We start from the raw sequence: 25,769 nt of genomic DNA on the forward strand, positions 1-25,769 counted from the left end.
ATGAGAGAGAAGCCAGATCCAAACCCACATCCCGGCACCGGGCAGCCCGACCTCGGGATGGCGGACATCGGAGGTTTCACCAAAGCTGCCCAAGGCTACGTCACGGCATCCGACCAGCTCCAAAATGCGGCGGACGGCCTGACCGCCGTCGCCGGCGCGGGGGCCGTCGGCAACTTGAGCAGCACCGGCAAGCTCGTCGAGCTCATCAACTCCGCGCACAACCAGGCTGCGGCGGAGATCAGCAGGATGGCACAAGGTGCCGAGACCTGGGCGACGGTCAACCAGCAACTCTTCACCGTGGCCGAACACACCCTGACCTTTTCGGCCGACACCCTCAATGCCATCAGAGGAGGCAAATAATGGGCGGGATCGCAGGACACGCGCATCCGGTCGGGGACTACGCCAAGCAGGCCGAAGGCGCGACCGACCTCCCCGCGTTGAAGGAGATGGCCAACTACTTCAAGACGATCCTCGACACCGAGCCCAAGACGATGCAGTACCTCAGGCAGGAAGCAGTCGAGTGGCCACGGGCCGGCGAGCGGATCCAGCAGGGTGGCGACACCTTTCTGCGAACCGCCCGCGACGTGAAGTCCCTGTGGATCGATGCCCAGGGAACCGCCTATATGGCAGCCGCGACGGTCAGTGCCAACTCCATCTCCCGCAGCGCTGAGGCCATCACCGGCTCGACTGCCGGTGGTCCATCGGGAGGCGGGAAGACCGATCTTGCCGGTCAGGTCGACGTCCTGTCGAACAACCTGGACACGATCCGGACCTCGGTCGCCACGGTGATCACCAGCATCGGCAATGCCATCGGTGCAGAGATGATGAGCGGCGGCGAAGCGGTCACCGGAGTCAAAATGGATCTGACGCCGCTGCAGGGTGCCCTGAAACAGGTCGGTGCACAAATGGACCTGCTCGCGAACCAGTACCTGGCCTTCGGGCAGCAAGTGGTCACCATGGCCAATGGAATCAAGTGGGAAGGCGCTGACGACGGTGGCGCCTCAGCGGCCGGCCCGAAGAAAGACCCCAGCAACCGAACGGCTGCACCGAGTGCCACCGCTCCCCAGAGCGCACCTCCCGGCGGGACCCCACCTGATACCGGTGGCGAAGGGGCCCCGGAGGCCGGTGGCGAAGGAGCTCCGGAAGGCGGCGCCGCCGGCGGGGAGACTCCGGGTGGCGGCGATCCCGGCCTGTCCGGAATGCCGCCCATCGATACCCCGCAGGTGCCAGGAATCTCAAACCTGCCGCCAAGCACGATCCCGAAGCCACATGTCACCCCGATCACTCCGATTCCACCGCTCGGGGCGTTCCAGAAGAGCCCAGTTGGTGGCGGTAAGGGCGGTGGTGGGCTTGGTCTCGGCGGGCTGGGCGGTGCCAAGGCGGGCGGCGGGCTTGGTGGCGCCAAGGTCGGCGGGCTGAAGGGGATCGACAGCCTGCCGGTGGCGGCCAAGGGCATCGGGGAGGGTTCGGCGGGTGTCACCACTGGCCGGGCTCCGACGCTCAACGGGCAGACGTCCGCCGGCGGAAGCGCCGGCGGAGCTGCGGGTGGCGGATCGCCGATGATGCCGCCGATGTCCGGGGCCGGTGCTGGTGGCGGTGGAGGCGGCGGGAAACCCGGCAACGGGTCGACCAAGCCGAACGGCCGGCAGCGGCAGCGGGCCGGTGGCCCGACACCGGGGGTACCGGATCGCCTGCGGGGCAAGGCCGGACAGCGAGGTGGGCCGGCGCCGGCTGTGGTTGGCAAGAGGCGCCGTACGGAGGCGGCGGCGCAGATCCTCGATGAGGAGCTGTGGGCTGTGGAGAACGGGACGATCGAGGCTCCGGCTGCGGAACCGCAGCGGGTGTACCGGCCGGCCAACTGACGGCAACACCGACGAAGAATGCCCCCGGCCGATCGGCCGGGGGCATTTGTTGTGGGGTGGGTCAGATGGTCGGTCGGAGGGCGCGGACAGGATCAAGGCCGGGGCCCTGAGGGATGCGGGCGACCAGCCCGGCTGGGAAGCGAACGGGCTGCGTGGTGTCGTAGCCGAACAGCTTGAGCAGGTCCGGGTCGATCAGCGGGTAGGCGCGACCGACGTCGGTGACGACGACGAGGGTGCCTGCGGGAGTGCGGGTGGACGGCATCACCTCGGCGACGGCAGCCGTGCCGGGCGGGACGACGACGCGGTCAGCGAGGGCAGTGCCCTCGGGGCCGCGTTTGGGGGTGATCATGGCCGGGTCGCGGGGTGGGAGCTGGGCGTCCACGAGAATGGTCGGTACGGCGCTCCCGGGAGCGTAGACAGCACAGACCGTGCTGTCGTTGCCGGGTTTGGCGAAGTCGGGGCGGCTCTGCGGGAGCCGGCCGTCGGTGCCCGCAGTCATCGGATCGGCCGGAGGCTGGACGCGACCCAGCGAGGTCGGGTTGAGTTCGCGGACGGTCGGAGCCTTGCCGCCGTACGCCGCCTTCATCGGGGTGTAGGCGAGCTGGATGGCGGCCTGGAGCTCGGACATCATCACCAGGCGGTCGGCGATCGCGACGTAGTACTGCCGGGATCCGCTCATGCTGCGGACCATGAAGACCTCGCCGATCCTGGACTTGCGACCCGGAACAGCGGACGACGGCTTGCCGAGGCCGGCCAGCCGGAGCGGAGTGAGCGGCTGACCTTCCGGGAGACCGTTCACGAACGCCTGGCCGACGTGGACCGACGTCTCCGCGCCGAGCGTCAGACCGGCCTGGACGGCAATGGTCTTGTCGACCTGGTATCGGAAGCCGTTGGCGATCAAGTACTTGTCCCTGGTGCCGATGACATCGACCAGCAGAGCACCGGTGGCCAGCGGCTTCGCGGCGAGTGGCTGGGAGCCGACGAGCAGGACCGACTCGCTGGTGGGTTCGCCCGTCTGGTCCAGCATCGGTTGCGAGCACAGGGTCCAGGCGCCGACCAGGAGTTGTTTCGCTGCGGGAAGCGCATCCGGGGCATCCAGGATGCCGATCCGGGGGCCGCGGGGTGCGCCTTGCAGGGAGCGTTGGGAGACCCGGCGGGCCTCGGCTTTCTTGCCTAGGGCAAGGACTGCGGAGGCGTAGTTCGCGACCGGGTGCAGGCGACCGCTCAGAAAGACGTAGCGGGTGCCGGTCTCCTTCTCGACGATGACGGCGTCGCCGGCCTGCCAGGCCTTGTTGCCGCCGGGGACGACCAGGCCGTAGACGGCAACGACGGCCAGCGCGATCAGCGCGATGACCAGGCCGCCGATCGCGGCGAGGAACGGGCGCCGGAACGGCGGTTGTTCGGGGTCGGTTTCGCCGGTGACCAGGGCGGACACCATCCGCTGGCCGAGGAACTGGTGGGAGTGCAGTTGGTCCTTGCGGGTTGCCATCTCAGCCACCCCATCCGCGCAGTACGCCGTACAGGCCGAGGATGCCGCACGCCACCGGGACCAGGGTGAGCATGATGACGATCTCGAGCAGCTCGGCCGCCCGGCTCAGGTAGGGGTTTGGTGGTCGGCGGGCGTAGCGGAGGCCGAGGACGACCGAGCCGCAGGCGAGCAGCAGAGTCACCGGGATGACGGTCGGCACGGGGTCGGCGAGGCCGGCGCCCAGGCAGCCGATGAGAAGGGCGACGACGGCGGCCAGACCAGCGGCCAGCCAGGTCAGGCGCTGCTTGACGATCGGGTACAACCGGGCGCGGATCAGGCAGGCGGCGGCGATGAGCATCGTGGCGATGGTGGCCGAGCGTCCGCCTGCAGCGACGAGGAGAATCTCGCAGATGACGAGCACGACCCCGGTGGCGGTGAGGATGCCGGTGAGGAGATCATCGGCGCGGACCACGGCGCCGTACACATGGGTGCGTGGTGGTTGTGGATCGTCGCGGACCAGGTCGGCGGTGGTGCGCGGCAGGATCGGCATCGGGACCCGGCCGAGCCGGATCGCCAGCGATCCGAACAACGGCGAGATGGCAACGAGTGCCACGGCGGTGATGGCCGCGACATCAGCGCCGTCCAAGGACTCCGCCGTACCGGTCCAGCCGCTGAGGATGCCGATGACGCCGAGGGCTGCTCCGGTGGCGAACAGGGCGGCGCCGTCGACGACACCGACCAGGCAGCAAGCGCCCGCAAGCAGGAGGGCGGCCGATCCGGCGAGGATTTGTGGAGCGCCGAGTGTTGGCCAGGACTCTTCGCCTGCGAACAGCAAGGCGCCGCCGATGAATGCCGTAGGCAACGACAGGCCGCCGACCACCACGCCGGCTCCGGAGTCGCCGGCTACTCGGGCCAGCAGGACACCGATTGCCGCCAGCAACGATGCCAGCAGCAACATCCGGACCGCGGGCCCGGACCAGGGTGATCCGGTACGCAGAATCGTGAAGCAGGCCGTGAGAATCGCGACTGTCGCGCCGGTCAGTCCGGCTGCGCGGGTGTACCAGGGACCCCAGGCGGCACCGAGTCGACGGGAGCCCGAGGCGACGGCGTCGACGAGGTCGTCGTACTCGAGCTCGGGCCAGTCGGTCTCCCGCGGCACCAGGTAGAGGATCTCGCCGTCCCGGACCCGGTGCGCGCCGACGGTCCGGCCCAGGCCGAGCTCGGTGCCGTCGATGCGGCGCAGTGTCCAGCCGCCTTCGTCGGCGAGGTCCTCGCCTGCTCGGGTGAGCAGGCCGGGAAGGACCTCGGCCACCGTCGCCTGTTCCGGTAGGGCCAGATCGAGCCGGCGTTCCGGGGTATCGATCGTGACCCGGACCAGTCCGGTGATGTTCATCGGCGTTCTCCCAATCCTTGCGCCGTTCTCGGCCACTGGCCCCAGTGTTGGCGGCCGGGGTCGCTCGCCGTGGCGCGCGGCAGCTTCATGCCGTCCCCGACATCGCAGGGCCGGCGGTTCCTACCGTGAAGATCGACGCGATGACGAGGAGGTCTGTGGTGCCGTACGAAGCGCTGGTTCTGCCGGTCGGACATGATGTCGGCGCCCGCTCGGTGTCGCCGTCCGGCCGGCTGCACCAGGTCCGGGTGGGCAGCGAGGTAATGGATCTGACCGACCCGGAGTACGTCGTCTGGGCGCTCGCGCACGGGATCGCCGCTGACGACCGGCCGATGCGCAGAACGCTGGCGGAGCGGACCGCGTCGTACGGGCTGGATCGGCGGGACTCCGGAATGACCATTGACCGTTTCCTCGATGACGGTCTGCTGATCGAGGTTGGGGCCGAACCGAACAGCGCGATCGAGTTCGCGCGGCACCACCAGTTGATTCCGCTCGCGTTCGGGCTCGGTCCGGATCCGGACCATCCTGGCCTGTTGCTGGTCGGCGCCCTCGGGCAACCGTTGGCTCAGCTGTCCGCGCCGATGTACGACCTGTGGACCTGGGCGCATCTCAGTCCCAACCTCTGGCAGGGCTGCGAAGAGGCTGTTGCGGTCGCGCAGCGGCAAGGGGTGACGAACCCGGGTGAGCTCGACCCTGAACTCGTGCTCGGCGGCGTCGTCGCGGCATTGCACGACCTGCTCCGGGTCCGCGCCGCGTATCTGGACCGGCGGGCGGCCCGATGAGCGCCGTCATGTTCCCGGTCGGTCACTACAACGGGGTACTCCCCTCGGCGATCGGCGCTCCCAACCACGTCGTACGGGTCGGTATGGCGCACCACCGCCTGACCGCGGCTGAGTTCACGGCCTGGATGCTGGCCCACGGCCTTGGCGACGCGGCCGGCGAACCTTGGACGTCGCGGCAGATCGTCAGACAGGGCAACGAACTCGGCCTCGATGACATCGCCGAGGACCTGACCGAGCTGGCCGGACGCGGACTCGTCGTACCGATCGACGCCGCCGACCCGGACATCGCCGATCTGGCCGGCTCATACCAGCTGCACGGCCTGATGATCGGTCTCGGCGATACCGCCGAAAGGCCGGGGCACCACCGGATCGGGCTCCCCGAGACCGGCACTGTCGCCGTCCTGGACCCGGACAGCTACGAGCTCTGGCGCTGGGCCAGGACCACGCCGAGCCTCTGGGCGAGCTGTACCCTCCGCGCTGCACTGACCTCGACCACAGACCGGGTCGACGACCCGATCACCGCGGTCGGCGGGGTGCTTCGCGACGTCCGGAATCTGGTCGCACAGGGGTGCGGCTATCTCGATGTGGTGCGCTGAAGGGATGCGAGGATGACTCTGATGGCTGAGATCGCTCCCGAATCGTTGATTCCGCGTGCCACCGGGCCGGTGGCACGGATCTATCTGATTCCGCCGCGGGACGACAGCCCGACCGCCGTGCTGAAGGTGTACCCGCAGCCGCTGGATCGGCGGACTTTCAATGCGGTGGAGGTTGAGCAGGCGAAGTTGGCTGGGTTGCGGGTGGCCGGGTCGATGTTGCTGGCTGATGGGGTTGAGGAACTGCCGGATGGGCGGACCGGCGTGCGGATGGAGTTCTGTCCGCAGTCGCTGGTGGAGCTGGCCGGCGGGCGTGGGCTGCCGATCGGGGATGTCGTCGTCCTGGGGCAGATCCTGGGGTCTGTGCTGGCCGAGGCTCATGAGAGCGCGCTGGTGCATGGTGGGGTGACGCCTAGCAATGTGCTGGAGCGGCCGAACGGGCAGCCGGTGCTGGCGGATTTCGGGCTGGCGCTGCGGTTGCGGTTCCCGCGGGACCTGACTGCGGCGGCGGCATACACGGCTCCTGAGGTGTTGCGCGACGGCGAACTGTCGGAGGAAGCGGACGTCTACGGGTTGGGCGCTGTGTTGTATCTGGCGCTGACCGGGCAGTCGCCGTTTCCGGGGCGGACTGGTGAGACGCCGGACGACGTTGTACTGCGGGTGTTGCGGGAGCCGGCGCCGGAGGTGTCGGGGCGGGATGTGCCGCCGGCGTTGACGGCGTTGTTGCGGCGGATGCTGGCGAAGGATCCCGGGACTCGGCCGGATGCGGCTGCGGTGGTTCGGGAGTTCGAGACTTTGCTGCACGGTACGACGGATGCTGCGAACGAGCTGGATTTCGACGACTTCCGCGATGAGCTGGCGGCGGGTCGAAGCGTGCCGGTGGCAACGGCTTCCGCGAGCGCGAAGGCGAAACCGAAGGCGGGGCAGCGGAAATGGCCGCGCAAGGAATTGCTGTTCGGGATCGCGGCTGCCGTTGCGCTGGTGGTCGTCGTACCGATCGTGCTGCGACCGGGCAACGAAAATCCGGTGCCGAGGCAACCAACTGTTCCGGTGCTGCCGCAGGCAACGCCGGCGCCGCAGGCGACCGATGCGCCGTTGATCCAGTTGGAGCCGCCGCAGGACAAGGGGACGACGGTGGTGTTGAAGTGGTCGTTCTCGAAGCCGTTGACGTACGCCGTTTTCGTGGCCGAGCAGGGTGGGAAGGCACCGCGCTCGACGTATCGCGGGAGCGGGACGACGCTGACTGTTCAGGTCAGTCCGGGGCTGAAGTACTGCTTCGAGGTCCAGGGGACCGACGGGCGCGAGGTCTTCTACAGCACGCCGCGGAGTATCCGGGGCGCCACGTGCAAGAGCTAGTGGACGCATTCTGGACCGGGTCTGGACCGGGCGTGCTTACGCTGAGGCCATGAAAGGACGTGCGGGGCTGGCTGCTGTGGTGGCGGGCTGTATTGCGTTGCTGAGCGTGGTCGTGCTGACCGGCGCCGGCGACGCGAACGCAGGGTTCAAGTTCACCCAGTCCGGTCATTGGGTCTACAACAGCGCGATCGGGCGAGTCTTCCATCTGGATGGGGCGACCCGGACGATCGACGCCCAGGTGCCGTTGCCGACGGGTAAGCCGGGCGCTCAGGTGGTGCAGACCGACACTGATGCGTACGTGCTGTCGCGGTCGCGGATCGACAAGTTCGGGAAGTCGGATCTGGCCGTGGCGGACCCGCTCGAGGTGCCCGATGAGCAGCCGATCGGGATGGAGTCCGCGGGGAACGCCTTTGTGGTCTATCAGAAGGACGGCCGGGTAATGCGCCTCGGCGAGCACCCGGCGACTGTGTTCTCGGGTGGGCAGCTCGGCGATCCGGTGGTGACGTCCGACAGCACGTTGTGGGTGCATCGGGTCGAGCAGGGTGATCTGTGCCAACTGCCGTTGACGGCGGACCGGATGTCCTGCCCGGCCTCGGTTCAGAAGGGGCACAAGGGTGCGCTGACTGTGATCGGCGCCAAGGCTGTGTTTGTGGATCTCACGGCCGACCGGGTGTACGACCTGACCTCGGACGGATTCGGCGCCCAGGTGGACCTGAGCAACGACATTCCGGAGACCGCGCTGGTCGCCGGGAACGACGTCGACGGGCGGATCGCGGTCCTGGATCGCGATCAGGGAGTCGTCCAGCTCGTCGGACTGCCGAGCCGGCCCGGGCAGAAGGCGGAACCGCCGATCACGACCAAGATCCGGAAGGGCAACTACGACAAGATCGCCTCGTCCGGGCACGGGCTGGCGCTGCTGGACCGCAAGACGGCCGACCTGGTCACCGTCGATCGCGACGGCAAGGTCGGCTACCGGAACGTGGCCAGCAAGGTGAAGGGCAGCGATACCGGCCAGGTCGAGCCGAGCCTGATCCGGGGTGACGATTCTCAGCTGTACGTCGAGAGTGGCAAGGGCGACCAGGTGGTCGTCGTCGACCAGGACGGCCGCGCGGAGCCGGTCCCGATCGGCAGCCCCGACGACGGAACCAACGACAAGCCGACACCGTCGACTCCGACACCCACGCATAAGCCTGATCCGCCGGTGCACACTCAGGATCCGCCCACGCATACTCAGGATCCGCCGGTGCACAAGCCGGATCCGCCGGAGAAGACAACGCCGCGGCCGGACGACAAGCCCGTCGTACCGGAGAAGAAGGACCCGCCGCCGAAACCACCGGTGATTGTGGCCGGCGTTCCCGGTGGGCCGGTCGGCGTGAACGCGAAGTACGGGACCGACGGGCCGACCGTGACATGGCGGGCCGCGACACCGAACGGTGCGCCGATCACGGCGTACGAGCTGAGCTGGACGGGTGGTTCGAAGTCCGTCAGCGCCGGCACGCGGTCGACGCTGATCACCGAGCTCGCGGGGAAGACCGGCTCGTACTACGTGACGATCCGGGCGCGGAACCGCGTTGGCGCGGGGCCCGCCGTACGGTCGAATCAGATCAAGAAGTCCTATGCCGAGGCTGAGTCGCCGCGAGAGATCGTGGTCAGCAAGGACGGGATTTCCGGGCAGCTGACGCTGGCCTGGGATGCGCCCACGATGGGTGACGGCACCTTTGTGAAGTACACGGTCATGATCGGCTCGGCCACCGCCAAACCGCGGGTGTCGACCACGAGCACGCAGGCGACGGTGACCGGGCTGAAGGACGGTACGACGTACCTGTTCTATGTGCGGGCGATCACCCGGGCACCGAACGGCGATCAGCTGAGCGGCAAGTGGACCAGCCTGCCCGCGGCTCCGGTGGGCAAAGAGGAGCCGACGAGGCGGATCGTCGCTTCGCGCGGCGCCGGTACGACGTACGACGACTGTCAGCCACCGCAGTGCGCGTTCATCCAGGTCCGGATCGAGAACCTGCGGGCGAGCACGCGGTACAAGATCGTCCCGTACGTCGACGGGAAGGTCTTCAACCCCGGCGCCACCCTCGAGACCGACGACGAAGGCCAACTGCTCGTCGACGACCGCTTCCCGTGCAACATGGTCGGCAGTCGGGTGTATGTCACGGTGAGTGGTCCTGGCGGTCCGTACAAATCCAATACGTTCACGTGGAAGTCTGGTTAGGCGTCTTAGGATTCCTTGCGCTGCTCGGCGAGGAGTTTGAGGCGGTGCAGAGTTTCCGTATTACGGGCCCCGAGCAACAAATCGGCAAGCCCGGCCGGCATCAGTGAGGCAGGTCCGCGGACCGCCTTCTCCGTCATGACGACCCGGCAACCCTTCGGGCCCTCGTGCACGCGGAACTCGACGTCACCCTCGCCCACCGGCCAGGCGCGAACGCGAAGCCGCAGTCGGCGACCTTCGTCGTACTCGACTGCTTCGGTGGTGTCGTTGATCAGCAGCGGCCAGGCGCCCACCGAGTGGTGGATGATGCCACCGGGCTCCGGCCAGGGCGCATCCACGTCGCGCACCCGCGACGCACCCACCACCCAAGCCGCATAGCGCCAGCCATCAGTCAGGACCGCGAAGACGTCCTCAGCCGACGCCTCCACCATGCACTCGTTCTCACTCATCTCCCACCAGTACCCGGGCCCACTCATCCCTCGCCCCATTTCCCTGCCCAGGCGTGGGCGCACCACCAGCCGGTACGACGTCGCCGACGTGTGCGGCGTGGGTCGCCGAGTGTGCGGGGTGGCTCGCCGAGTGTGCGGGGTGGCTCGCCGAGTGGAAGGAGTGTGCTGCTGGATATCGATTACCGGCGGCAATCTCCCGCCACTCGGCGCGGGAACACGGCGCGGAAGTCCAGCGCCCAGTGGGTTCACTCGGCGCAAGACTCCAGCGGCCAGTGGGTTCACTCGGCGCAAGACTCCAGCGCCCGGTGGGTTCACTCGGCGCGGGATTCCGGCGGCCAGTGGGTTCACTCGGAGTGTTCGTACACGGCGAGTGGCGCCACTGTGCCCCTGCAGGCTGGCTCCTGGGGCGCGGCTGGTTTGCAGAGGCAGGGGCATCAGTGGCGCCAGGTTCTTGACGGCAACCCAAGCCCGCCAACCACAGGCAACGGCGGCCTGGTCGCCGACAGCACCAACCACCTCAGCCACCGCGGCGGCCAGCCACGCTGTCGTTGAACCGGCCGCAGCGGCGAGCACCCGAGACGGACCTCGCCCGGCCGACGCAGCTACGCGAAGCGGGGTAACCAGCTTGAGTGGAAAGAAGTTTGCAGCTGGCGCACAGGAAGTTCCACCCAGCGTGGACGCAATCGCAGGGCCGGTACGACGACGCCGAGTGTGCGGAGTATGTCGCCGACTGGGAGGAGTGTGCTGCTGGATATCGATTACCGGCGGCAATCTCCCGCCACTCGACGCTAGAACGGGTGCGTGCGCGGCGAGTGGGGCCAGTGTGCGCCCGTGGGCTGGATCCTCATTCACCGACGCAGTTGTGCGGGGCGAAGGTCGTCCTCACCGAGCGCTCGGTCATCGCGCGGCGCCTTTGTGGAACGAGAATGTCGGGTGGCGCCCTGGAAATACCACAAAGCGATGTGTCCCCGCGGCACCCATCTCAGCCACCGCGGCGGGGCGAGCGCGCCGGGGCGAGCACGGCGAGGCGAGCACGGCAGGGCGAGCACGCCGGATGCCCCGGATGCGCCGAAGAACGGTCGCCGCGGGCGGGTTAGTTCTTGGTGGCGAGGAGTGCCGCGATCAGGCGTTGGTAGTCGCCTAGGTCGTCGGGGGGTTCGGGGTTGCGCCATTCGGCGGCGGGGACGAGGCCGGGGTCCTGGACGGTGAAGCCTTCGCCGAGGAGGGCGAGGATCTCGTCCTGGGTGCGCCAGCGGCCGCGACCGAGGGAGGCTTGGAGGACCTGCTCGAGCTCTTGGCTGCGGGGGTCGTTCTCGCTGCGGAAGTGGCTGATGAAGATGTGGCTGCCAGGCACGATGCGGTCGGACCAGAAGGCGACCAGGCCGGCTGGGTCCTCGTCGTCGTTCACGTGGTGCAGGGTGGCGCTGAAGATGACGGCGACCGGCTGGGTGAAGTCGATCAGGTTGTCGGCGACGAGCTGGTCGTAGATCGACTTCGGCTCGCGGAGGTCGGCCTGGAGGACGACGGTGTTCTCGTTCTCGGCGAGGATGGCGCGGCCGTGGGCGAGCACGATCGGGTCGTTGTCGACGTAGACGACCTTCGCGTCGGGGTCGATCCGCTGCGCGATCTGGTGCACGTTGTCGGCGGTCGGCAGGCCGCTGCCGAGGTCGATGAACTGGCGGACTCCGGAGGTCGAGACGATCTCGTGGATCGCGCGGATCAGGGCGCCGCGGTTGTCGCGCGGGATGTCCAGGGAGCCGGGAAGTTCCTTGATGAACTTGTCACCGAACGCACGGTCGACCGCGAAGTTGTCCTTACCACCCAGCAGATAGTCGTACGTGCGGGCGATACTCGGCTTCGTGACGTCGAAGGCAGGGAACGACCTCGCGTTCTGTTCTCCGTCGGCCATCGCGGCGATCCTTCCCATCCAGTGCTGACGACAGTCACTCTATGCGATGCCTGCACTACCGTCGCCCAGCCCCCGGCCGAACTTCACAAACCCTTACTTAGCGCACGCCAGCAGCAGCCAGTACGTCGTCCGCCAGCAGCTCGCGAAGTTCGTCCGTGGTCGGCATCCGCCCGAGCAGTCGCAGCCGCTGCGACTGCGCTTTCCGCATCCCCTCGACCAACCGCCGGGCCTCGCGCGCATTGCCGAAGTTCGGCCCGCCGGCAATCCGGTCGAAGTACGACGTCAGCGGCGCTCCGGCCGCCGGGTCGAGCAGATAGTCCCCGCCCGCGACCATCCGATCCGTGATCAGCAACAGCTCCGAAGCACTGTAGTTCTCGAACTCGATCGTCTTCGAGAACCGGGATCCCAACCCAGGGTTCGCCGCCAGGAAGTCGTTCATCTCGACCGTGTACCCGGCGACGATGACCGCGATCTCGTCGCGGTGGTCCTCCATCAGCTTCACCAGCGCGTCGATCGCCTCCTGCCCGAAGTCGCCGCCGTTCCCGGCCGATCGTGACAGTGTGTAGGCCTCGTCGATGAACAGCACCCCGCCGAGCGATTTCTCGAACACCTGCGTGGTTTTCTCCGCCGTGTGGCCGATGTATTGCCCGACCAGATCCCGCCGCGATACTTCGGTGAACCCACCGTCCGGCAGCACGCCGAGCGCCTTCAACAACTTCCCGTACAGCCGCGCCACGGTCGTTTTCCCGGTCCCCGGCGCTCCGGCGAAGATCAGGTGATGGCTCACGCCGCCCACCGACAATCCCGCCGTACGACGCCACTCGTTGACCTGGATCTCGTCGACCAACGCCCGTACTTCGCCCTTGACCTCAGGCAGCCCGACCATCGTGTCGAGGTCGGCCAGCAGTTCGTCGATCGGACCGCTCGACGCGGCCGTCAGCGGACTCGCCTCGATGACCTCAACCGTTGCACCCGCAGCGATCTGTACCGCAGGCTCGGCCGTGTTCGACGGCCGCAATCCCTCGATCGTCCCGCCGCATCCAGGCCCGACTGTGACCGCGGGGCCGCGCGTGTCATGCACGGTGACTCGCCGGATGACCGGGTTGCTCCCGTGCGCAACCCCGATCCCCTCCGCGCCGGTGTTCCCGATCTCGAGATCCGCCAGCGACGGCCGGCTGTATTGATAGACATAAAGCCCACGCCCACCACACCTACTGATGACACCGCCAGTGACCGTCGGATCCGCACCGAGCGCGAACACCATGCCGTCACCCGATACGTCCCGCACGGTCGTCTCGCTGATCTCACCGCCTGCACCTTCGACGATGATTCCGGTGGCGGCACCACTGACCGTGCACTGATCGATCCGTACCCCCGGCCCAGCGTGCACACTCACCGCCGGTCGCGAACCACCGGAGATCGTGCACGACACCAGGCTGAGCGCCGCCCGCTCGGTCGACACCGTCAAGTTGTCGGCCGAACGGACGGCGAGACCATGCAGGGACAGCGATCCGTCCACTGCCCGAATCGTCGGCCAGTCAGCCCCCGATCCATCGATCACCACCTCGGCGCCGTCTTCGGCGCGAAGCGTGACCGTGCGTCCGGTCAGTTCCAGCGTCTCCGCGTAGGTTCCAGCCGCGATCACGACCGTGGCGCCGTCCGGAGCGTCGAGCAGGGCCGCGCCGATCGTCGGGTAGGCACCCGGCCGATCGGTCGCGACGGTCAGAATCCGTGACATCAGCTCGCCCGCTCCAGCAGCCAACCGCGGTCGGCCGCCTTCACGCCGGCCTGGAACCGGCTGCGGGCTCCCAGCCGGTGCATGATCTGCGCGACCATCCGCCGTACCGTCCGGACGGAGATGCCCAGTTGCGCGGCGGCCGCCTCGTCGGTGGCACCGAGGCCGAGCAGGCGCAGCATTTCGCGCTCGCGCATCGACAGGTCGGTGTCGTCCGGCAGGTCGTCGGCGGCCAGCGGTACGGAGTCCGGCCAGACCCGCTCGAACAGTTCGAGCACGGTGATGATCACGCTCGACAGCCGCAGTACGGCGACGCTTCCGTTGGCCGCATCAGCAGGCAGTACGGCGATTTGGCCGTCGATCACCAGCGCGTTCATCGGGACCAGCGGCATCGTGCGAACGGCGGCACCGGCCATCGACATCGCTCCGAGATGGCGCGACAGGTTCGGCGTCGTACGGGCGGTGTCGGGGTAGATCGCGCGGTAGCGAACACCGTGCTTGACGTCGCGCGGACCGAAGGCCGGGCCGGCCGGAGTGAGGTTGCTGAGGGCAATGACCTCGTCCTTGGCGCCGGCCAGCAGTTCGGCGATGGCGCCCTGGGCGGGGACGTGATGAAAACCGGTGGGCCGGTTGATGAGCGTGACAGTCATGAGAGAGGTACCCCCAGAGGAAGCGTTGCGGCGACACCGGACGCGTGCCGGCCGTTCAGGCGTTCCGGCTCGACCCCGAAGGACCGGGCCAGTGTGATCAGGACCGACGTCGCCGAGTCGAGCGTGGCGGGATGTGCCGCGGCCAACCGGAGGACGACGTCATGACGGGCAGAGGTGGTGTTTCCGGCTGCGGCGGTGACGGTGATCGCCACGGTCTGCGCAGCGCCGGTTCCGGTGCCGAGCAGGGTGCCGACCAGCGCCTCAAGTGTTGCCGTAGGCAACGAGGCGGAACCGGCCAGCCGGATGGTGAGTTGATGAACAGGCCCGCAGGACCAGGTCGACCAGCGTTCCTGGAGCTGACCGCGGCCGGCGTTGGAGTGGGCAAGGGCACCAAGCGAAGCCAGTACGTCGGACTCGTCCAGAGCCAGGTATTCGACCTGCTCCCGATCGAACCGCCGGACCAACCGGCGCACGGTGTTGGCGACCACCTGACGCAACTGCTCGTCGGTGGCGATATCCGGCGTCCGCTCGGCGGCGACGGCGATCCAGGTCCGCGGCTTCTGGCCCTGCTTGAGCCCCGAGTGCAGGACGAGTTGGAGTGCGACACCGACCGGCTGCTCATCGGCCGCCTCGGACAGCGAGGCCAACTGCGGAAGCAATCGGTACTGCGCATCCGGGCCGAGCCTGAGCGCGACACTGACGCCGGCCGGGCGACTCAGTACGCCGTACGGTTGCTCTCGGACGGTCACCACGTCGGTGGTGGTCCGGCCGAGGAACGCGCTGACCAGGTTGATGGCCACGCCGTCGCCGAGATCGATCCGGCGACGACGGAGCGCAAACGTCGACAGGACACCGATCCAGCGGTAGAGCCACAGGCCGCGGATCCGGACCGCCGTGAGCAGGACCAGCGAGAGCGCGGCCAACGAGGTAAGCACCAGAACGGTCCGCGATCCCGTGGTGGCTGCGGCGACCATGACCAGCGCGAGTTGCCAGCAGACGATCTGACCGACCCGAATCGCTCGATCCGGCCGCTCGGCCGCGTCAGCAACAATCTCCGGCGCCGGAGGCTGCACGACGATTCCGTAGTGAGCCGCCGGTCCGATCGCCGGCACGGGGACCGCAACAGGTGCTGCGGGCAACTTAACTGCCGGACGAGCAGCTGGTACGCCGACCGCCGTGGCCAGTGGGATGCGCGCGGCGGCCGGCGTGGCAACAGTTTGGTGCTTGGCGACAGGTGCGGCCGCCGTAGCTTGCGGCCTCATGCGACCAGCTCCGCGATGGTGCGCCGACCTTCAGTTGCCTGCAGCAACCGATAGGCGTGGTCGCGAGCGATCGGCAGTAGTTCGAAGAGTCCTGGCGCGGATTCGGCGACCAGGTTGAGATCCATCAGCTGGTCGACCATCGCCTCGGCGTCATCCACCCGCATCCCGGCGAACCGCGCGGCCTGAGCGAGATCGAACTGCTCGGCCGTGCTGCATCGCCGGTACAACTGCTGCGTCGGCTGCATCGCGAGCGCCTGATACTCCGCGTCGAACCGGACGAGCAGCCCCGCGAGCGCGTGACAGCGGCCGGCCTGGTCGGCTAGCTGAGCCGTCATCCGGGCAACCGTCCACGGCTGCCGATTGCGAACCCGCTCAACCAGGTGCCGGATCGCCCCCGGATGCCCTTGCGCCGCAGCCAAAATCCGCGCCGCATCCCCCACCTGAGCGACCTCCGTCGCCTGCGCGCTGCCAGGGCGCCGACCCGCCTGTGCCTCACCCGACCACCCGCTCGTCGCCCGCGCCTTGCCTACCACCTGCGTGCTGTCCAGCAGCTGCGCTGCCTCGCTCGGGGCGAGCACCTCAAGCGTGATTGCGCCGCTGCGATCCAGGCCGCTCAGTCGGCGACGACTGATCACCAGGACCAGCGCGGTCGGGTCGTTCGGCAGCAGCCTGCGTGCCTGGTCTGCGTGCTCGACGTTGTCGAGGATCAGCAGGCCGGCGGTCGGCGTGACCGCCTGGCCGGCGCGAAGGTCGACGTACTGCTGGGTTTCGTGGCCGGAAAGGGCTGCGGCCTCGAGGGCGAAGGCAGTCTTGCCGATGCCCGGCATCCCATCGATCGTGACGACGCCGGTCGCGCCGCGCAGCGCCTCAAGCTCCGACTCACGGCCGACGAATCCGGTGACCCGGGGCGGCAGGTTCGAGCTGACCGGCGCGGCGATCGGCCGGCGCGGGTCCTCGTTGATGATCTCCAGGTGCAGCGCGGTCAGCTCGGCGCCCGGCTCGATGCCGAGGTCGCGAACCAGCGCCGTACGGGCTCGCTGGTACGCCGACAGTGCATCGTGCCGGCGTCCGACCAACCGGTACGCCGCCATCAGTCGGGCCCAGGCCAGTTCGCGCAGCGGCTCCTCGTCGGTGAGCACCCGCAGTACGGCGATCGCTTCGGAGGGCCGGCCGAGTGCCAGGTGCGCGTCGGCCAAGTCCTCGCGGAGAGTTCGGTGTAGTTCGGTGAGTCGGTCGACGGCCGAGGCCGCGTCGTCCGCGAGGCCGTCGTACGGGCAGCCGCGCCAGAGGTCGAGCGCCCGCTGGACAACGGTGACCGCCTCGGCGGCGGATCCGCGGGCGAGTAGCGCCCGGGCCTCGTCGCCGAGGGCGGAGGCCGCGTCCGCGTCGAGCTCGCCGGAGAGAACGCGCACCCGGTACGCGCCAGAGCGGCTCTCGATCCGGTCGTCCGGGAGAGTCCGGCGGAGCTGCCAGACGTAGGTCTTCAGGTTGTTCTGCGCAGAGGCGGGCACATCGCGGCCGGACCAGACAGCATCGATCAGTTGGTCGGTGCTGACCCAGGCGTTGCGGTGCAGCAGGAGCAGGGCCAGCACGGTGGCGGGTTTGCCGCCGCCGACGTCGATCTGGGTGCCGTCCGGGCCGTCCACCTCCAGCGGCCCCAGCACGCGGAAGGCCGGTGACAGGGCCGGTGAGTGCGCTGCGTGACCGTTCATAACCCCTACGATCCGGGGTGACGATGACATTTCGATGACACACGATCTGTGAGGGGTCCCCGTGCGGGTATTGGTGGTCGAGGACGACCCGGAGCTGCAGGTCGCCGTACCGGCGGCGCTGCGGTCGGCAATGCTCGCGGTCGACCTGGCCGGCACCATCGCCGAGGCTGACGAGGCACTGTTCGTGAACGCCTACGACTGCGTCGTCTTCGACCGGATGCTGCCCGACGGCGACTCGATCGGGTACGTTCACAGCCGCCGGCAGCAAGGTTTTGCCGTCCCGGTGCTGTTCCTGACCGCGATGGACCAGCTCGCCGACCGGGTCGACGGCTTCGAGCACGGCGGTGACGACTACCTGGTCAAACCGTTCGCGGTCGAGGAACTCATCGTCCGGGTGCTCAGCCTGAGCCGGCGCGGCCCGACCATCCGGCCGCCGATCCTGCGGTACGCCGACGTCGAGCTCGACACCGGCCGCCGGGAGGTGCGGCGGGCCGGTGTCCTGGTCACCCTGCGAGCGAAGGAGTTCTCCGTGCTGGAGTTCCTGATGAGCCGGCCCGAACAGACCGTCTCCCGGACCGACCTGATCGAACACTGCTGGGACGCCGCCGCGGACCCGATGTCGAACGTCGTCGACGTCACCATCACCCGGCTCCGCGCCCGCCTGCGCGGTGGTCCGGACCTCATCCAGGCCGTCCGCGGCCGCGGCTACCGTCTGATCCAGCCATCCGGTGCCCAATCGTGAAAGGCCCCGCGGCTGATCGTCTGCGTCGCCTGCGGTGGTGGCTCACCGCGGTGTTCACGATTGCCAACACCGTCGGTCTGCTGATCCTCGCGCCGGTCGTCATCCGCCAGGACGCGCAGCGCACCACGGATTCGGTCGACGCGAGCCTCAGTGTCGTGACAGCACCTGTCCTACGGCTGATCCATGACACCAACGCCTTGCAGGTCGCTGCCGTCACCGGCGATCCGCTGTATCGCGACTGCCCGCAGTTCGCGATCTTGTCCGGTGGAGCCAGCAGCAGAACCACGGCGCTCATGAGCTTCAATAACTGCACACCGGTCGATTCAACCGTGCTCAACGAGGTTGCCACTCAAGCGACCCTCATCAAGAGCGGCGTGGTGCTCGAAGACCGCACGTCGGTCGATGGGTATCCGGTGCGCATCAAAGCTGAGGCCTTCCGGTACCCCGGGAGCAATGCACCCGATGGCGCTGTGGTGGCGTGGGTGGACACACGGGAGAAGGCTGCCGACCATCAGCAGCTGGTTTGGGTCATCCTCGGGTTGTGTGCGGGGCTGATCGGCGCGGCTGCGGCGGGAAGCTACTGGTTGTCGGGGCGAGCTATTCGCCCAGCCATGGCAGCCCTAGAACAGCAGGAGACCTTGCTGGCCGAGACTGCGCACGACCTCCGCACGCCCGTCGCGGCACTGCGTGCACTGGCGGAGACCGCCGTACGGGATCCTTCTCAGCGCGCCGAACTCCTCCCGCGAACAGTCCGCCTGGCCGGTCGGATGGGCGACATCATCGACGGCCTGCTCGTACGGGCGCGGTTGGCGGCCGGCGTGGAACAGCTTGCTGTGCAGCCGGTTTGGCTGGATCAGTTGGTGGCCGGAGTGGTCGAGGACTTCCCCGCGGAAGGCGCCCGGATCTCGCTCGTGACCGCGCCGAGCATGGTGCGCGCCGACCCGACCCTCCTCCAACGGGCCGTCGGCAACCTTCTCGACAACGCCCTCCGGCACGGTCGGCTCCCCGGCGCCGCCGAGGCGATCGTCACGGTCACGGTCGCCGACGGCCGGATCACCGTGGCCGACCAAGGACCTGGCATCTCCCCGGAGATCGGTGAGGATCTGTTCGAGCGTTTCACCAGCGGTGGCGGCTCGAGCGGGCTCGGACTGTCGATCGTGCGGTGGGCCGCGCTGTCCCACGGCGGCGACCTGAAGGTCTACAACGGCGACGAAGGTGGCGCGATCTTCGAGTTCCAGTTGCCGACCGAACGGCAGTAACGGCAGCAACAGGACATCTGGACCCTTCCTGGACAGGCGCTGGACCTGACCCGGTTACTCTCAGCGAGATGCTGAGGGGAGTTTCCTGATGAGTGCAACGATTCCTCCGGGTGAGGCGTACCGGCTGGTCGCCGACAACCTGGGCAAGGTGATCCACGGGAAGCCGGAGGTGATCCGGCTCGCGCTGACGGCGTTGTTCGCCGAGGGCCACCTGCTGATCGAGGACGTGCCGGGGCTGGGCAAGACCACGCTGGCGCGCTGTATCGCCCGCAGTATCGACGCGTCCTGGAACCGGATCCAGTTCACCCCGGATCTGCTCCCCGGTGACATCACCGGCGTCATGGTCTACCACCAGGGCAACGAGAGCTTCGAGTTCCATCCGGGTGGCATCTTCGCCAACGTGGTGGTCGCCGACGAGATCAACCGCGGGACGCCGAAGACGCAGTCCGCGCTGCTCGAGGTGATGGCCGAGCGCCGGGTGACGGTCGATTCGACCACGCGCGCCGTACCGGATCCGTTCCTGGTGATCGGCACCCAGAACCCGATCGAGATGGAAGGCACCTACCGGCTGCCGGAAGCGCAGCTGGACCGGTTCCTGATGCGGATCGAGATCGGCTACCCGGATCACGACGCCGAGGTGCGGATCGTGCTCGGCGACACCAGCCGGATCGGGCCGGACTCACTCAGCCCGGTGATCGACGTACCGGCGTTGCGGAACGCCATTGCAGCTGTGCGGTCGGTCCATGTCGACCCTGCGATCAGCTCGTACGCCGTCAAGCTGGCCGCCGCCACCCGCGAGCACACTGCAGTCCGGTACGGCGCCAGTCCGCGCGGAAGCATTGCGCTGGTCCGCGCGGCGCGTGCCTATGCCGCAACGGACGGGCGCGCGTTCACGACGCCCGACGACGTCAAGCAGGTCGCGCAGCCGGTGCTTGCCCACCGTCTGGTCCTCACACCGGATGCCGAGTTGAGCCAGCGGCCGCCGGCCTCGGTGGTCGAAGAAGTCCTGGCCGCGACACCTGCGCCGACGGCAGGCGTCAACGCAGGCTGACGCCTGCGCACGTACTTTGGGGAGGCCGGTAATGCAGCTCGATCAGCTCAAGGCGATCATTCGCCGACGCAAGGCAGTCAACGACGACGGCTCGACGCAGTGGCGTTCGCGCGCCACGCTCGCCGGTGTTGTCGCGCTCTGCGTCACCGCGACCACTCTGGCCGTCACGACGGCCGGCGCCGATACGTCGGGGCAGAAATTCCTGCAGTCCGGCCACCTGATCTACAACAGCACGATCGGCGCGGTCTTCCACATCGACGGCGGCAGCAAGCGCGCCGACGGCTCGGTGGGGATCCCGGGGCTACCCCCTGGCACCCAGGCGGTGCAGACCGACACCAAGGGCTATGTGTTGTCGCGCGGCAACATCAGCGCCTTTGAGAAGTCGACGCTGCACGTCGAGGAACCGAAGCCTGCACCGTCGAACGAGACGCCCGTCGGGCTCGCAGCTGCCGGAGTGGCGTACTCCGTGTATCAGAACGCCGGATCGATCGTCCGCCTCGGCCCGACCGACCTGGTCCTGCCGGGCAAAGACGGCCTTGGCCGGCCGGTCATCACACCGGACGGCACCCTGTGGGTGCAACGGTCGCTCAGCGGTGAACTCTGCCAGCTGCCGGCCACGGCCGGCGGACTGACCTGCCCGGCCCAGCTGGAACGCGGTACCGTCGGTTCGCTGAGCGTCGTCGGCGATCGGGTCGTTTTCGTCGACACGATGGCCGGAGAGATCCGCACGGTGTCGTCGTCCGGCTTCGGCCGACCGCTGGCGATCCCCGGCCTGGCGCTGGCCCCGGACGCGATCGTCGTACCGAACGACGTCAACGGCCGGATCGCAATCGTCGAACCGGACAAGTCCAGGCTGCGTCTGGTCGACACGGTCGCGATCACCGGCGGGACGGCGACCGGACCTGCTGCCGTCGAGCGGGAACTGCCCGCCGGTAAGTTCACGCAGGTCGCGTCGTCCGGCCAGAACCTCGCGCTGGTTGACGAAGCCGGGACCAAGCTCGTCACTTTGGATGCCGATGGCAAGCAAAAGGACAGCAAGCTCATCCCGCAGCCCACCTTCAAGCCGAGCAAGGACGATCGGCCGCTGCTCACGCGCGGCGCGGACCAACGCCTGTACGTCGACTCTGTCGGCGGCGAGCAGGCGCTTGTCGTGGACCGCGATGGTTCGGTCTCCGAACCGGTACCTGCTTCGGGCCCGACCACGAAGCCGACCCCGTCGGCCACGCCGACGACCAAGCCGACGATCGTGCCGACACCTCCGACCACGCCGCGGCCGCCGGTCACCGACCCGAGCATCCCGCCGCGACGGACGACTGATCCGGGTGGCACCAAGACCGCTCCGCCGCCCCGGAAGGTCGATCCTCCGCGCCATACCGAAGAACCCCGGCAGCCGGTGAACCCGCCGCGCACCACGCAGAAACCGCCGCCTCCTCCGAAGCCGACACAGAAGCCCCCGTCGAAGCCGAAGCCTCCACCGCCGATCGTGGCGACGCCTGCTGCTGCTCCGATCTCGCTGCGCGCCGTGGGTGGCAACGGCAAGGTGTCGCTGACCTGGAAGCGCCCGAGTCTGAACGGCGGGACCTTCCTCAGCTACCGCGTCTCCCGGGTGAACGACAGCGGGCCCGACACGACGACGTCGGCCCGCTACACGTCCACCGGTCTCGACGATGGGAAGCGGTACACCTTCCAAGTCCGCACGGTGACGCGTGGTTCCAACGGGAAGACGCTGATCGGCGCCGCCGCGACTGTGTCGGCGACGACAGGCGCTGGCGCAGCGCCCTCGATCAGGATCAGTCGGGGCCCGAAATACACCGGCGACTACAAGCCGTGCGAGAACCGCGACTACTGCTACTACATCCACATCGTCGCTCGCGGCTTCAAGCCCAACACCACCTACACCTTCACCGGTCATACGTTGAACTACGGCATCCTGCACAGCGACAGCCTGAAGGTCGGGCCGGACGGCAGCCTGACCGTCAACAAGTTCTACAACGACGACGAGGGCGGCACCGTCTGGGTGACGGTCGGCGACCAGGAGTCGAACAAGGTGAAATGGTGAGACTGACTGGGCGTGGGATCGCCGTACTGGTGGGCTCGCTCGCGTTCTATGCGCTGGGCGAGCTGGCCGGCTACGCGCTGTTCCGGGCGCTCGCCGGGATCGGGATCGGCGCGCTGCTGGCGGCCGTCGTACTGACTCTTCGGCAGCCGCAGGTGACTGTGCAGCGGGTGCTTTCGCCGGATCGGGTCGAGCGTGGGCGGCCGGCGCTCGCGACGTTGCGGGTGCGGAACGAGGGCACTCGGCGGCAGGCGTCGTTCTCGGCGCGGGATTCCGCGGGTGCAGCCTGGAAGGAGGTTCGGGTTCGCCAGTTGGGTCCGGGCATCGAGGCGACGTACCGGTATGAGTTGCCGACCTCCACACGTGGCCGGATCGCGGTTGGCCCGCTGACGTTGGAGCGACGCGACCCGCTGGGTCTGACTCGGAACAGCAAGGCGACTGGTGAAGTCGGGACGCTGTGGGTGCATCCACGTCGGCATCCGACCAAGACCGTGGTCGCCGGGCGGCCCCGGCACCACCACGTCGGCCGTACGGCGGACGACTCGTTGCGTGGATCCGCTGATCTGCGCGATGTCCGGCCGTATGTTGTCGGCGACGAGGTCCGCCACCTGCATTGGAAGGCGACCGCGCGCACCGGGCAGCTGATGGTTCGCGACTACGCCGACCCCGACCAGCCGCGACTGACCGTGCTGCTCGACACCCGGACCGAACCGTTGCCCGAGGCCACTTTCGAAGAGGCTGTCGAGGTCGTCGCGTCGATCCTGTTCGCTGCCTCCACCGCCGGTCACCGCTGCCGCTTCGTCACCACCGCCGGCGCCGACTTCGCCGCTCCCGGTGGCGCCGTTGCGTCCCGCATGTTCCTCGACGAGCTCTGCATCGTGCAACAGCGCGACGAAAAGTCCGCTCTGGTGCCGTTGGCCCTCACCACCGGTACGTCGGCCGGTGGCGCGATCGTCGTCGTCACCGGGGCCCGCGGTTCAGCCACCGACCTTGCGCCGCTACTCACTCGCTATTCCTCGGTCACCGCAATCGGCCTGGGTCCGTTGCAAGGCGTCGCCCCTATCCTCGGAGCGCAGGTCGTGCTCGCCGGAACGGCGCGGGAAGCACTCACCCAATGGACCGGGGTGCTCCGATGAGCGTCCGCCGTACAGTCGCAGCGCTAGCTGGAATTCTCCTTGGTGGGCTTTGTTTTGGGCCTGTTTTTGGCATCCGGCATCTGTGGTTGCCGGTGGGACTGGTTTGCCTGGTCGCGTTCGTGGTGGCGGAGGTTTGCCGGCGGCGGCCGGGGTTGCTGAACTGGCGGCCGTTGCTGGTGGTGGTTGCCGGGTTCCTGGCGATTGTCGAGTCGGTGCTGCAGGCAACGACTTTGGTGGGACTGCCGACGGTATCCTCGGTGCGGGCATTGGGTGATGGGCTCGCTGCTTGGCGACTTACGTTGGAGTCGACGTGGCCGGCGCGGCCTGAGCCTGAGTTGCTCATTTTCGTTCCGCTGCTGGCATTGGTTGCCTGTGTGCTGACGGTTGAGCTACTCGACCGCGCCCCGCCGCTGGTTGCGCTGCTGCCGGCAATCGGGGTTGTCGGCGTGAGTCAGTTGTACGTCGCCGCCGAAGGCTTCACCGCCGTCTTGATCGCGATCGCGTTCGGCCTGCTGGTGATCGCCGTACTGATTCCTGATCACTTCGAGTACCGGCGGCTGACGCCGTGGGCGATGACCGCGGTGGTCACGTTGGCTGCGATTGTCTGCGGGATGGTCGTGAGCACGATCGATCCGCACGGGCGGACGCCGTACTCGCTGCAGCGGGTGCAGTCGGCGAGTGCGCCCGCAACCCGGCAGACGAGCCCGCTGGACGAGCTGGCCGGCCGGTTGAGCAAGGGCGCCCGCGACAAGGTCGTGTTCAAGTACCAGACCACCGAACCCGTCGACCGCTGGCGGCTGATCGCGGTCGACAACTTCGACGGCTCGAACTGGACGACGGATCACCCGCTCCTGATGATGGGCTCGCGCCTTGGGCTCGGTCCCGAGGTGCGGGTAGAGACGGCGCCGCGGAGTGCGACGATCCGACCCGAGGCAGCGCTGGGTGGGCCTTGGCTGCCTGGGCAGCTGCTGCCGGAGACCGTCGGCAACGCCGTCGACCCGCAGGTCGAGCCGATCGGCAGCACGCTGGTCGTGCCCGAGCGGCCCGACTACTACAGGCTCACCTGGGCCGAGCCGAAAATCGACGCGGCCTATCTCAGCAGCGCCGGCGTCGACGGGAACGCGCCCGGTGGACTGAGCGACATGGGCCCGATCCCACCCGAGATCGCCCTGCTCAATCCCCTGGGCGGCAAGCGGGCGACGATGGCGACCGCGCTGGCGCTGGAGAAGTGGTTCCGGGAGCACTACAAACTCGCGATCGGACCCAACCCGCCGACCGGCTACAGCTGGCCACAGCTGCAACGGTTCCTGGGTGACGGCACGGTAAAGAACCCCGGCAGCAGCGAGCAGTTCGCCGCCGCGTACGTCGCACTAGCCCGGCAGAACTCGATTCCGGCCCGGCTCGTAGTCGGCTTCCGTGCACCGGCCAAGCCCGACGCGGCCGGCTGGTACACGGTGACCAACGCGGATGCGTACGCCTGGCCCGAGGTCGCTGTCGCCGGACTCGGCTGGTGGCCGCTCGACCCTGCAGCGGGCGCCGAGACCAGCAAGACGAACCCAGCCGGTTCGGCAGCCTCCATTACCGATGAGGCCCGCGCGGCGGTCCCGGAGATCGAGAAGATCAAGGACCCTGAGTCGCAACCGCCGTCTGCCGAGGACGAAGACAACTCCGGCTCCGGCGACCGCCCCTTCCCGTTGGTCCCGATCTTCACGGTCGCGGCTGCGTTACTGCTGCTCTGGTTGGCCGGCGTACCGCTGCTCAAGTTGGTGCGCGCGCGGCGGCGCCGGCAGCGCGGGGGCAGCGCGGCCGTGGTCGGCGCCTGGGCCGAGGCCCGGGACCGGATCCGCGCGCACGGGATCCAGGTGAGCGCAGGCATGACGGTTCGCGACCTGGCCCACGCGGCGCGCGACCTCCCGGACACCGGTCCGGGGCTCGCGAATGTCGCGCGGGCGGTCGATCAGGCTCTCTGGTCCGGTGGCCCGGCCACACCCGAAGTGGTCGGGCAGGCCTGGACCGGTGTCACCGCCGTACGGCGAGCTCTGCGCTCCCGCCCGTGGCTCGATCGGTTCCAGGCCGCGCTCGAACTGCGGACCCTGATTCCAGGGCCGCGTCAGAGGTAGTCAGCTAGCTGATTGGGTG

At 68.5% G+C, this 25,769-nt stretch carries 20 protein-coding genes; 12 read left to right on the forward strand and 8 right to left on the reverse strand.

Annotated elements, in window-relative coordinates; genetic code table 11:
• Both E1263_RS06195 and E1263_RS06200 read left to right on the forward strand, forming a co-directional pair.
• Complete coding sequence (locus E1263_RS06195) at positions 1-360, forward strand: hypothetical protein (RefSeq protein ID WP_132166193.1); 360 nt, start codon at positions 1-3, stop codon at positions 358-360.
• On the forward strand, positions 360-1,862 hold the full coding sequence (locus E1263_RS06200) for a hypothetical protein (RefSeq protein ID WP_132166194.1): 1,503 nt from the start codon (positions 360-362) through the stop codon (positions 1,860-1,862). Before E1263_RS06195 ends, E1263_RS06200 begins: the two co-directional genes overlap by 1 nt.
• 61 nt (positions 1,863-1,923) lie before the next feature.
• Here E1263_RS06200 and eccB read toward each other — a convergent pair whose 3' ends face one another.
• Positions 1,924-3,351 (reverse strand): type VII secretion protein EccB, encoded by a 1,428-nt coding sequence (eccB, locus tag E1263_RS06205; protein ID WP_132166195.1) that lies wholly within the window; start codon positions 3,349-3,351, stop codon positions 1,924-1,926.
• A gap of 1 nt (position 3,352) precedes the next feature.
• Positions 3,353-4,723, reverse strand: coding sequence for a type VII secretion integral membrane protein EccD (eccD, locus tag E1263_RS06210; protein ID WP_132166196.1), 1,371 nt, complete (start codon positions 4,721-4,723; stop codon positions 3,353-3,355).
• 140 nt (positions 4,724-4,863) lie between these two features.
• On the opposite strand from eccD, the gene E1263_RS06215 reads away from it, so the two are divergent.
• Genes E1263_RS06215 through E1263_RS06230 form a run of 4 tightly spaced genes read left to right on the forward strand, consistent with a single transcriptional unit; the run spans position 4,864 to position 9,672 of the window.
• Complete coding sequence (locus E1263_RS06215; protein ID WP_132166197.1) at positions 4,864-5,502, forward strand: hypothetical protein; 639 nt, start codon at positions 4,864-4,866, stop codon at positions 5,500-5,502.
• On the forward strand, positions 5,499-6,098 hold the full coding sequence (locus tag E1263_RS06220) for a hypothetical protein (RefSeq protein ID WP_132166198.1): 600 nt from the start codon (positions 5,499-5,501) through the stop codon (positions 6,096-6,098). The genes E1263_RS06215 and E1263_RS06220 overlap by 4 nt, the downstream gene beginning before the upstream one ends.
• A 21-nt stretch (positions 6,099-6,119) precedes the next feature.
• Positions 6,120-7,451, forward strand: a complete 1,332-nt coding sequence (locus E1263_RS06225; protein ID WP_165956503.1) for a protein kinase domain-containing protein — start codon at positions 6,120-6,122, stop codon at positions 7,449-7,451.
• A 49-nt stretch (positions 7,452-7,500) separates the two neighbouring features.
• Complete coding sequence (locus tag E1263_RS06230; protein WP_132166200.1) at positions 7,501-9,672, forward strand: fibronectin type III domain-containing protein; 2,172 nt, start codon at positions 7,501-7,503, stop codon at positions 9,670-9,672.
• A gap of 5 nt (positions 9,673-9,677) precedes the next feature.
• On the opposite strand, the gene E1263_RS06235 is transcribed toward E1263_RS06230, so the two are convergent.
• The 6 genes from E1263_RS06235 to E1263_RS06260 all read right to left on the reverse strand — a co-directional run bounded on the left by E1263_RS06235 (position 9,678) and on the right by E1263_RS06260 (position 17,386).
• Positions 9,678-10,118: an SRPBCC family protein gene (locus E1263_RS06235; protein WP_132166201.1), complete on the reverse strand. Its 441-nt coding sequence runs from the start codon at positions 10,116-10,118 to the stop codon at positions 9,678-9,680.
• A gap of 1,093 nt (positions 10,119-11,211) precedes the next feature.
• Positions 11,212-12,027: an SAM-dependent methyltransferase gene (locus E1263_RS06240; RefSeq protein WP_132166202.1), complete on the reverse strand. Its 816-nt coding sequence runs from the start codon at positions 12,025-12,027 to the stop codon at positions 11,212-11,214.
• A gap of 97 nt (positions 12,028-12,124) precedes the next feature.
• Positions 12,125-13,765 carry an AAA family ATPase gene (locus E1263_RS06245; RefSeq protein WP_132166203.1) on the reverse strand — a complete coding sequence of 547 codons (1,641 nt, stop codon included), beginning with the start codon at positions 13,763-13,765 and terminating at the stop codon, positions 12,125-12,127.
• Complete coding sequence (locus E1263_RS06250) at positions 13,765-14,412, reverse strand: helix-turn-helix transcriptional regulator (protein WP_132166204.1); 648 nt, start codon at positions 14,410-14,412, stop codon at positions 13,765-13,767. The genes E1263_RS06245 and E1263_RS06250 overlap by 1 nt, the downstream gene beginning before the upstream one ends.
• A complete protein-coding gene (locus tag E1263_RS06255) occupies positions 14,409-15,674 on the reverse strand; it encodes a hypothetical protein (protein WP_132166205.1) in 1,266 nt (421 codons plus the stop codon). Before E1263_RS06255 ends, E1263_RS06250 begins: the two co-directional genes overlap by 4 nt.
• Positions 15,671-17,386 (reverse strand): AfsR/SARP family transcriptional regulator, encoded by a 1,716-nt coding sequence (locus E1263_RS06260; RefSeq protein WP_165956504.1) that lies wholly within the window; start codon positions 17,384-17,386, stop codon positions 15,671-15,673. The genes E1263_RS06255 and E1263_RS06260 overlap by 4 nt, the downstream gene beginning before the upstream one ends.
• Positions 17,387-17,447: 61 nt before the next feature.
• Here E1263_RS06260 and E1263_RS06265 point away from each other — a divergent pair, with 61 nt between their 5' ends.
• The 6 genes from E1263_RS06265 (at position 17,448) to E1263_RS06290 (ending at position 25,750) form a co-directional block, all read left to right on the forward strand.
• Positions 17,448-18,128, forward strand: a complete 681-nt coding sequence (locus E1263_RS06265; protein ID WP_132166207.1) for a response regulator transcription factor — start codon at positions 17,448-17,450, stop codon at positions 18,126-18,128.
• Between the two features lie 50 nt (positions 18,129-18,178).
• Positions 18,179-19,387, forward strand: coding sequence for a sensor histidine kinase (locus E1263_RS06270; RefSeq protein WP_238161094.1), 1,209 nt, complete (start codon positions 18,179-18,181; stop codon positions 19,385-19,387).
• A gap of 88 nt (positions 19,388-19,475) precedes the next feature.
• Positions 19,476-20,438 (forward strand): AAA family ATPase, encoded by a 963-nt coding sequence (locus E1263_RS06275; RefSeq protein WP_132166209.1) that lies wholly within the window; start codon positions 19,476-19,478, stop codon positions 20,436-20,438.
• Between the two features lie 31 nt (positions 20,439-20,469).
• On the forward strand, positions 20,470-22,497 hold the full coding sequence (locus tag E1263_RS06280) for a fibronectin type III domain-containing protein (RefSeq protein ID WP_132166210.1): 2,028 nt from the start codon (positions 20,470-20,472) through the stop codon (positions 22,495-22,497).
• Positions 22,491-23,630, forward strand: a complete 1,140-nt coding sequence (locus tag E1263_RS06285; RefSeq protein ID WP_238161095.1) for a DUF58 domain-containing protein — start codon at positions 22,491-22,493, stop codon at positions 23,628-23,630. The genes E1263_RS06280 and E1263_RS06285 overlap by 7 nt, the downstream gene beginning before the upstream one ends.
• The gene (locus E1263_RS06290; RefSeq protein WP_238161096.1) at positions 23,627-25,750 is read left to right on the forward strand and encodes a transglutaminase TgpA family protein; all 2,124 of its coding nucleotides are present in this window, start codon (positions 23,627-23,629) and stop codon (positions 25,748-25,750) included. The genes E1263_RS06285 and E1263_RS06290 overlap by 4 nt, the downstream gene beginning before the upstream one ends.
• Positions 25,751-25,769: the final 19 nt, after the last annotated feature.

Origin of the sequence: Kribbella antibiotica, assembly GCF_004349055.1 — a bacterium.
In the GTDB taxonomy this organism is placed as follows: Bacteria; Actinomycetota; Actinomycetes; order Propionibacteriales; family Kribbellaceae; genus Kribbella; species Kribbella antibiotica.

Bases quoted from the DNA above. Each gene is read 5' to 3' on its own strand.
- E1263_RS06195 (WP_132166193.1), top strand. From the start codon at position 1: ATGAGAGAGAAGCCAGATCCAAACCCACATCCCGGCACCGGGCAGCCC.
- E1263_RS06255 (WP_132166205.1), bottom strand. From the start codon at position 15,674: ATGAGGCCGCAAGCTACGGCGGCCGCACCTGTCGCCAAGCACCAAACT.
- E1263_RS06200 (WP_132166194.1), top strand. From the start codon at position 360: ATGGGCGGGATCGCAGGACACGCGCATCCGGTCGGGGACTACGCCAAG.
- E1263_RS06285 (WP_238161095.1), top strand. From the start codon at position 22,491: ATGGTGAGACTGACTGGGCGTGGGATCGCCGTACTGGTGGGCTCGCTC.
- E1263_RS06240 (WP_132166202.1), bottom strand. From the start codon at position 12,027: ATGGCCGACGGAGAACAGAACGCGAGGTCGTTCCCTGCCTTCGACGTC.
- E1263_RS06230 (WP_132166200.1), top strand. From the start codon at position 7,501: ATGAAAGGACGTGCGGGGCTGGCTGCTGTGGTGGCGGGCTGTATTGCG.
- E1263_RS06225 (WP_165956503.1), top strand. From the start codon at position 6,120: ATGGCTGAGATCGCTCCCGAATCGTTGATTCCGCGTGCCACCGGGCCG.
- E1263_RS06235 (WP_132166201.1), bottom strand. From the start codon at position 10,118: ATGAGTGAGAACGAGTGCATGGTGGAGGCGTCGGCTGAGGACGTCTTC.
- E1263_RS06275 (WP_132166209.1), top strand. From the start codon at position 19,476: ATGAGTGCAACGATTCCTCCGGGTGAGGCGTACCGGCTGGTCGCCGAC.
- E1263_RS06215 (WP_132166197.1), top strand. From the start codon at position 4,864: ATGACGAGGAGGTCTGTGGTGCCGTACGAAGCGCTGGTTCTGCCGGTC.
- E1263_RS06290 (WP_238161096.1), top strand. From the start codon at position 23,627: ATGAGCGTCCGCCGTACAGTCGCAGCGCTAGCTGGAATTCTCCTTGGT.
- E1263_RS06245 (WP_132166203.1), bottom strand. From the start codon at position 13,765: ATGTCACGGATTCTGACCGTCGCGACCGATCGGCCGGGTGCCTACCCG.
- E1263_RS06280 (WP_132166210.1), top strand. From the start codon at position 20,470: ATGCAGCTCGATCAGCTCAAGGCGATCATTCGCCGACGCAAGGCAGTC.
- E1263_RS06250 (WP_132166204.1), bottom strand. From the start codon at position 14,412: ATGACTGTCACGCTCATCAACCGGCCCACCGGTTTTCATCACGTCCCC.
- eccB (WP_132166195.1), bottom strand. From the start codon at position 3,351: ATGGCAACCCGCAAGGACCAACTGCACTCCCACCAGTTCCTCGGCCAG.
- E1263_RS06260 (WP_165956504.1), bottom strand. From the start codon at position 17,386: ATGAACGGTCACGCAGCGCACTCACCGGCCCTGTCACCGGCCTTCCGC.
- E1263_RS06220 (WP_132166198.1), top strand. From the start codon at position 5,499: ATGAGCGCCGTCATGTTCCCGGTCGGTCACTACAACGGGGTACTCCCC.
- eccD (WP_132166196.1), bottom strand. From the start codon at position 4,723: ATGAACATCACCGGACTGGTCCGGGTCACGATCGATACCCCGGAACGC.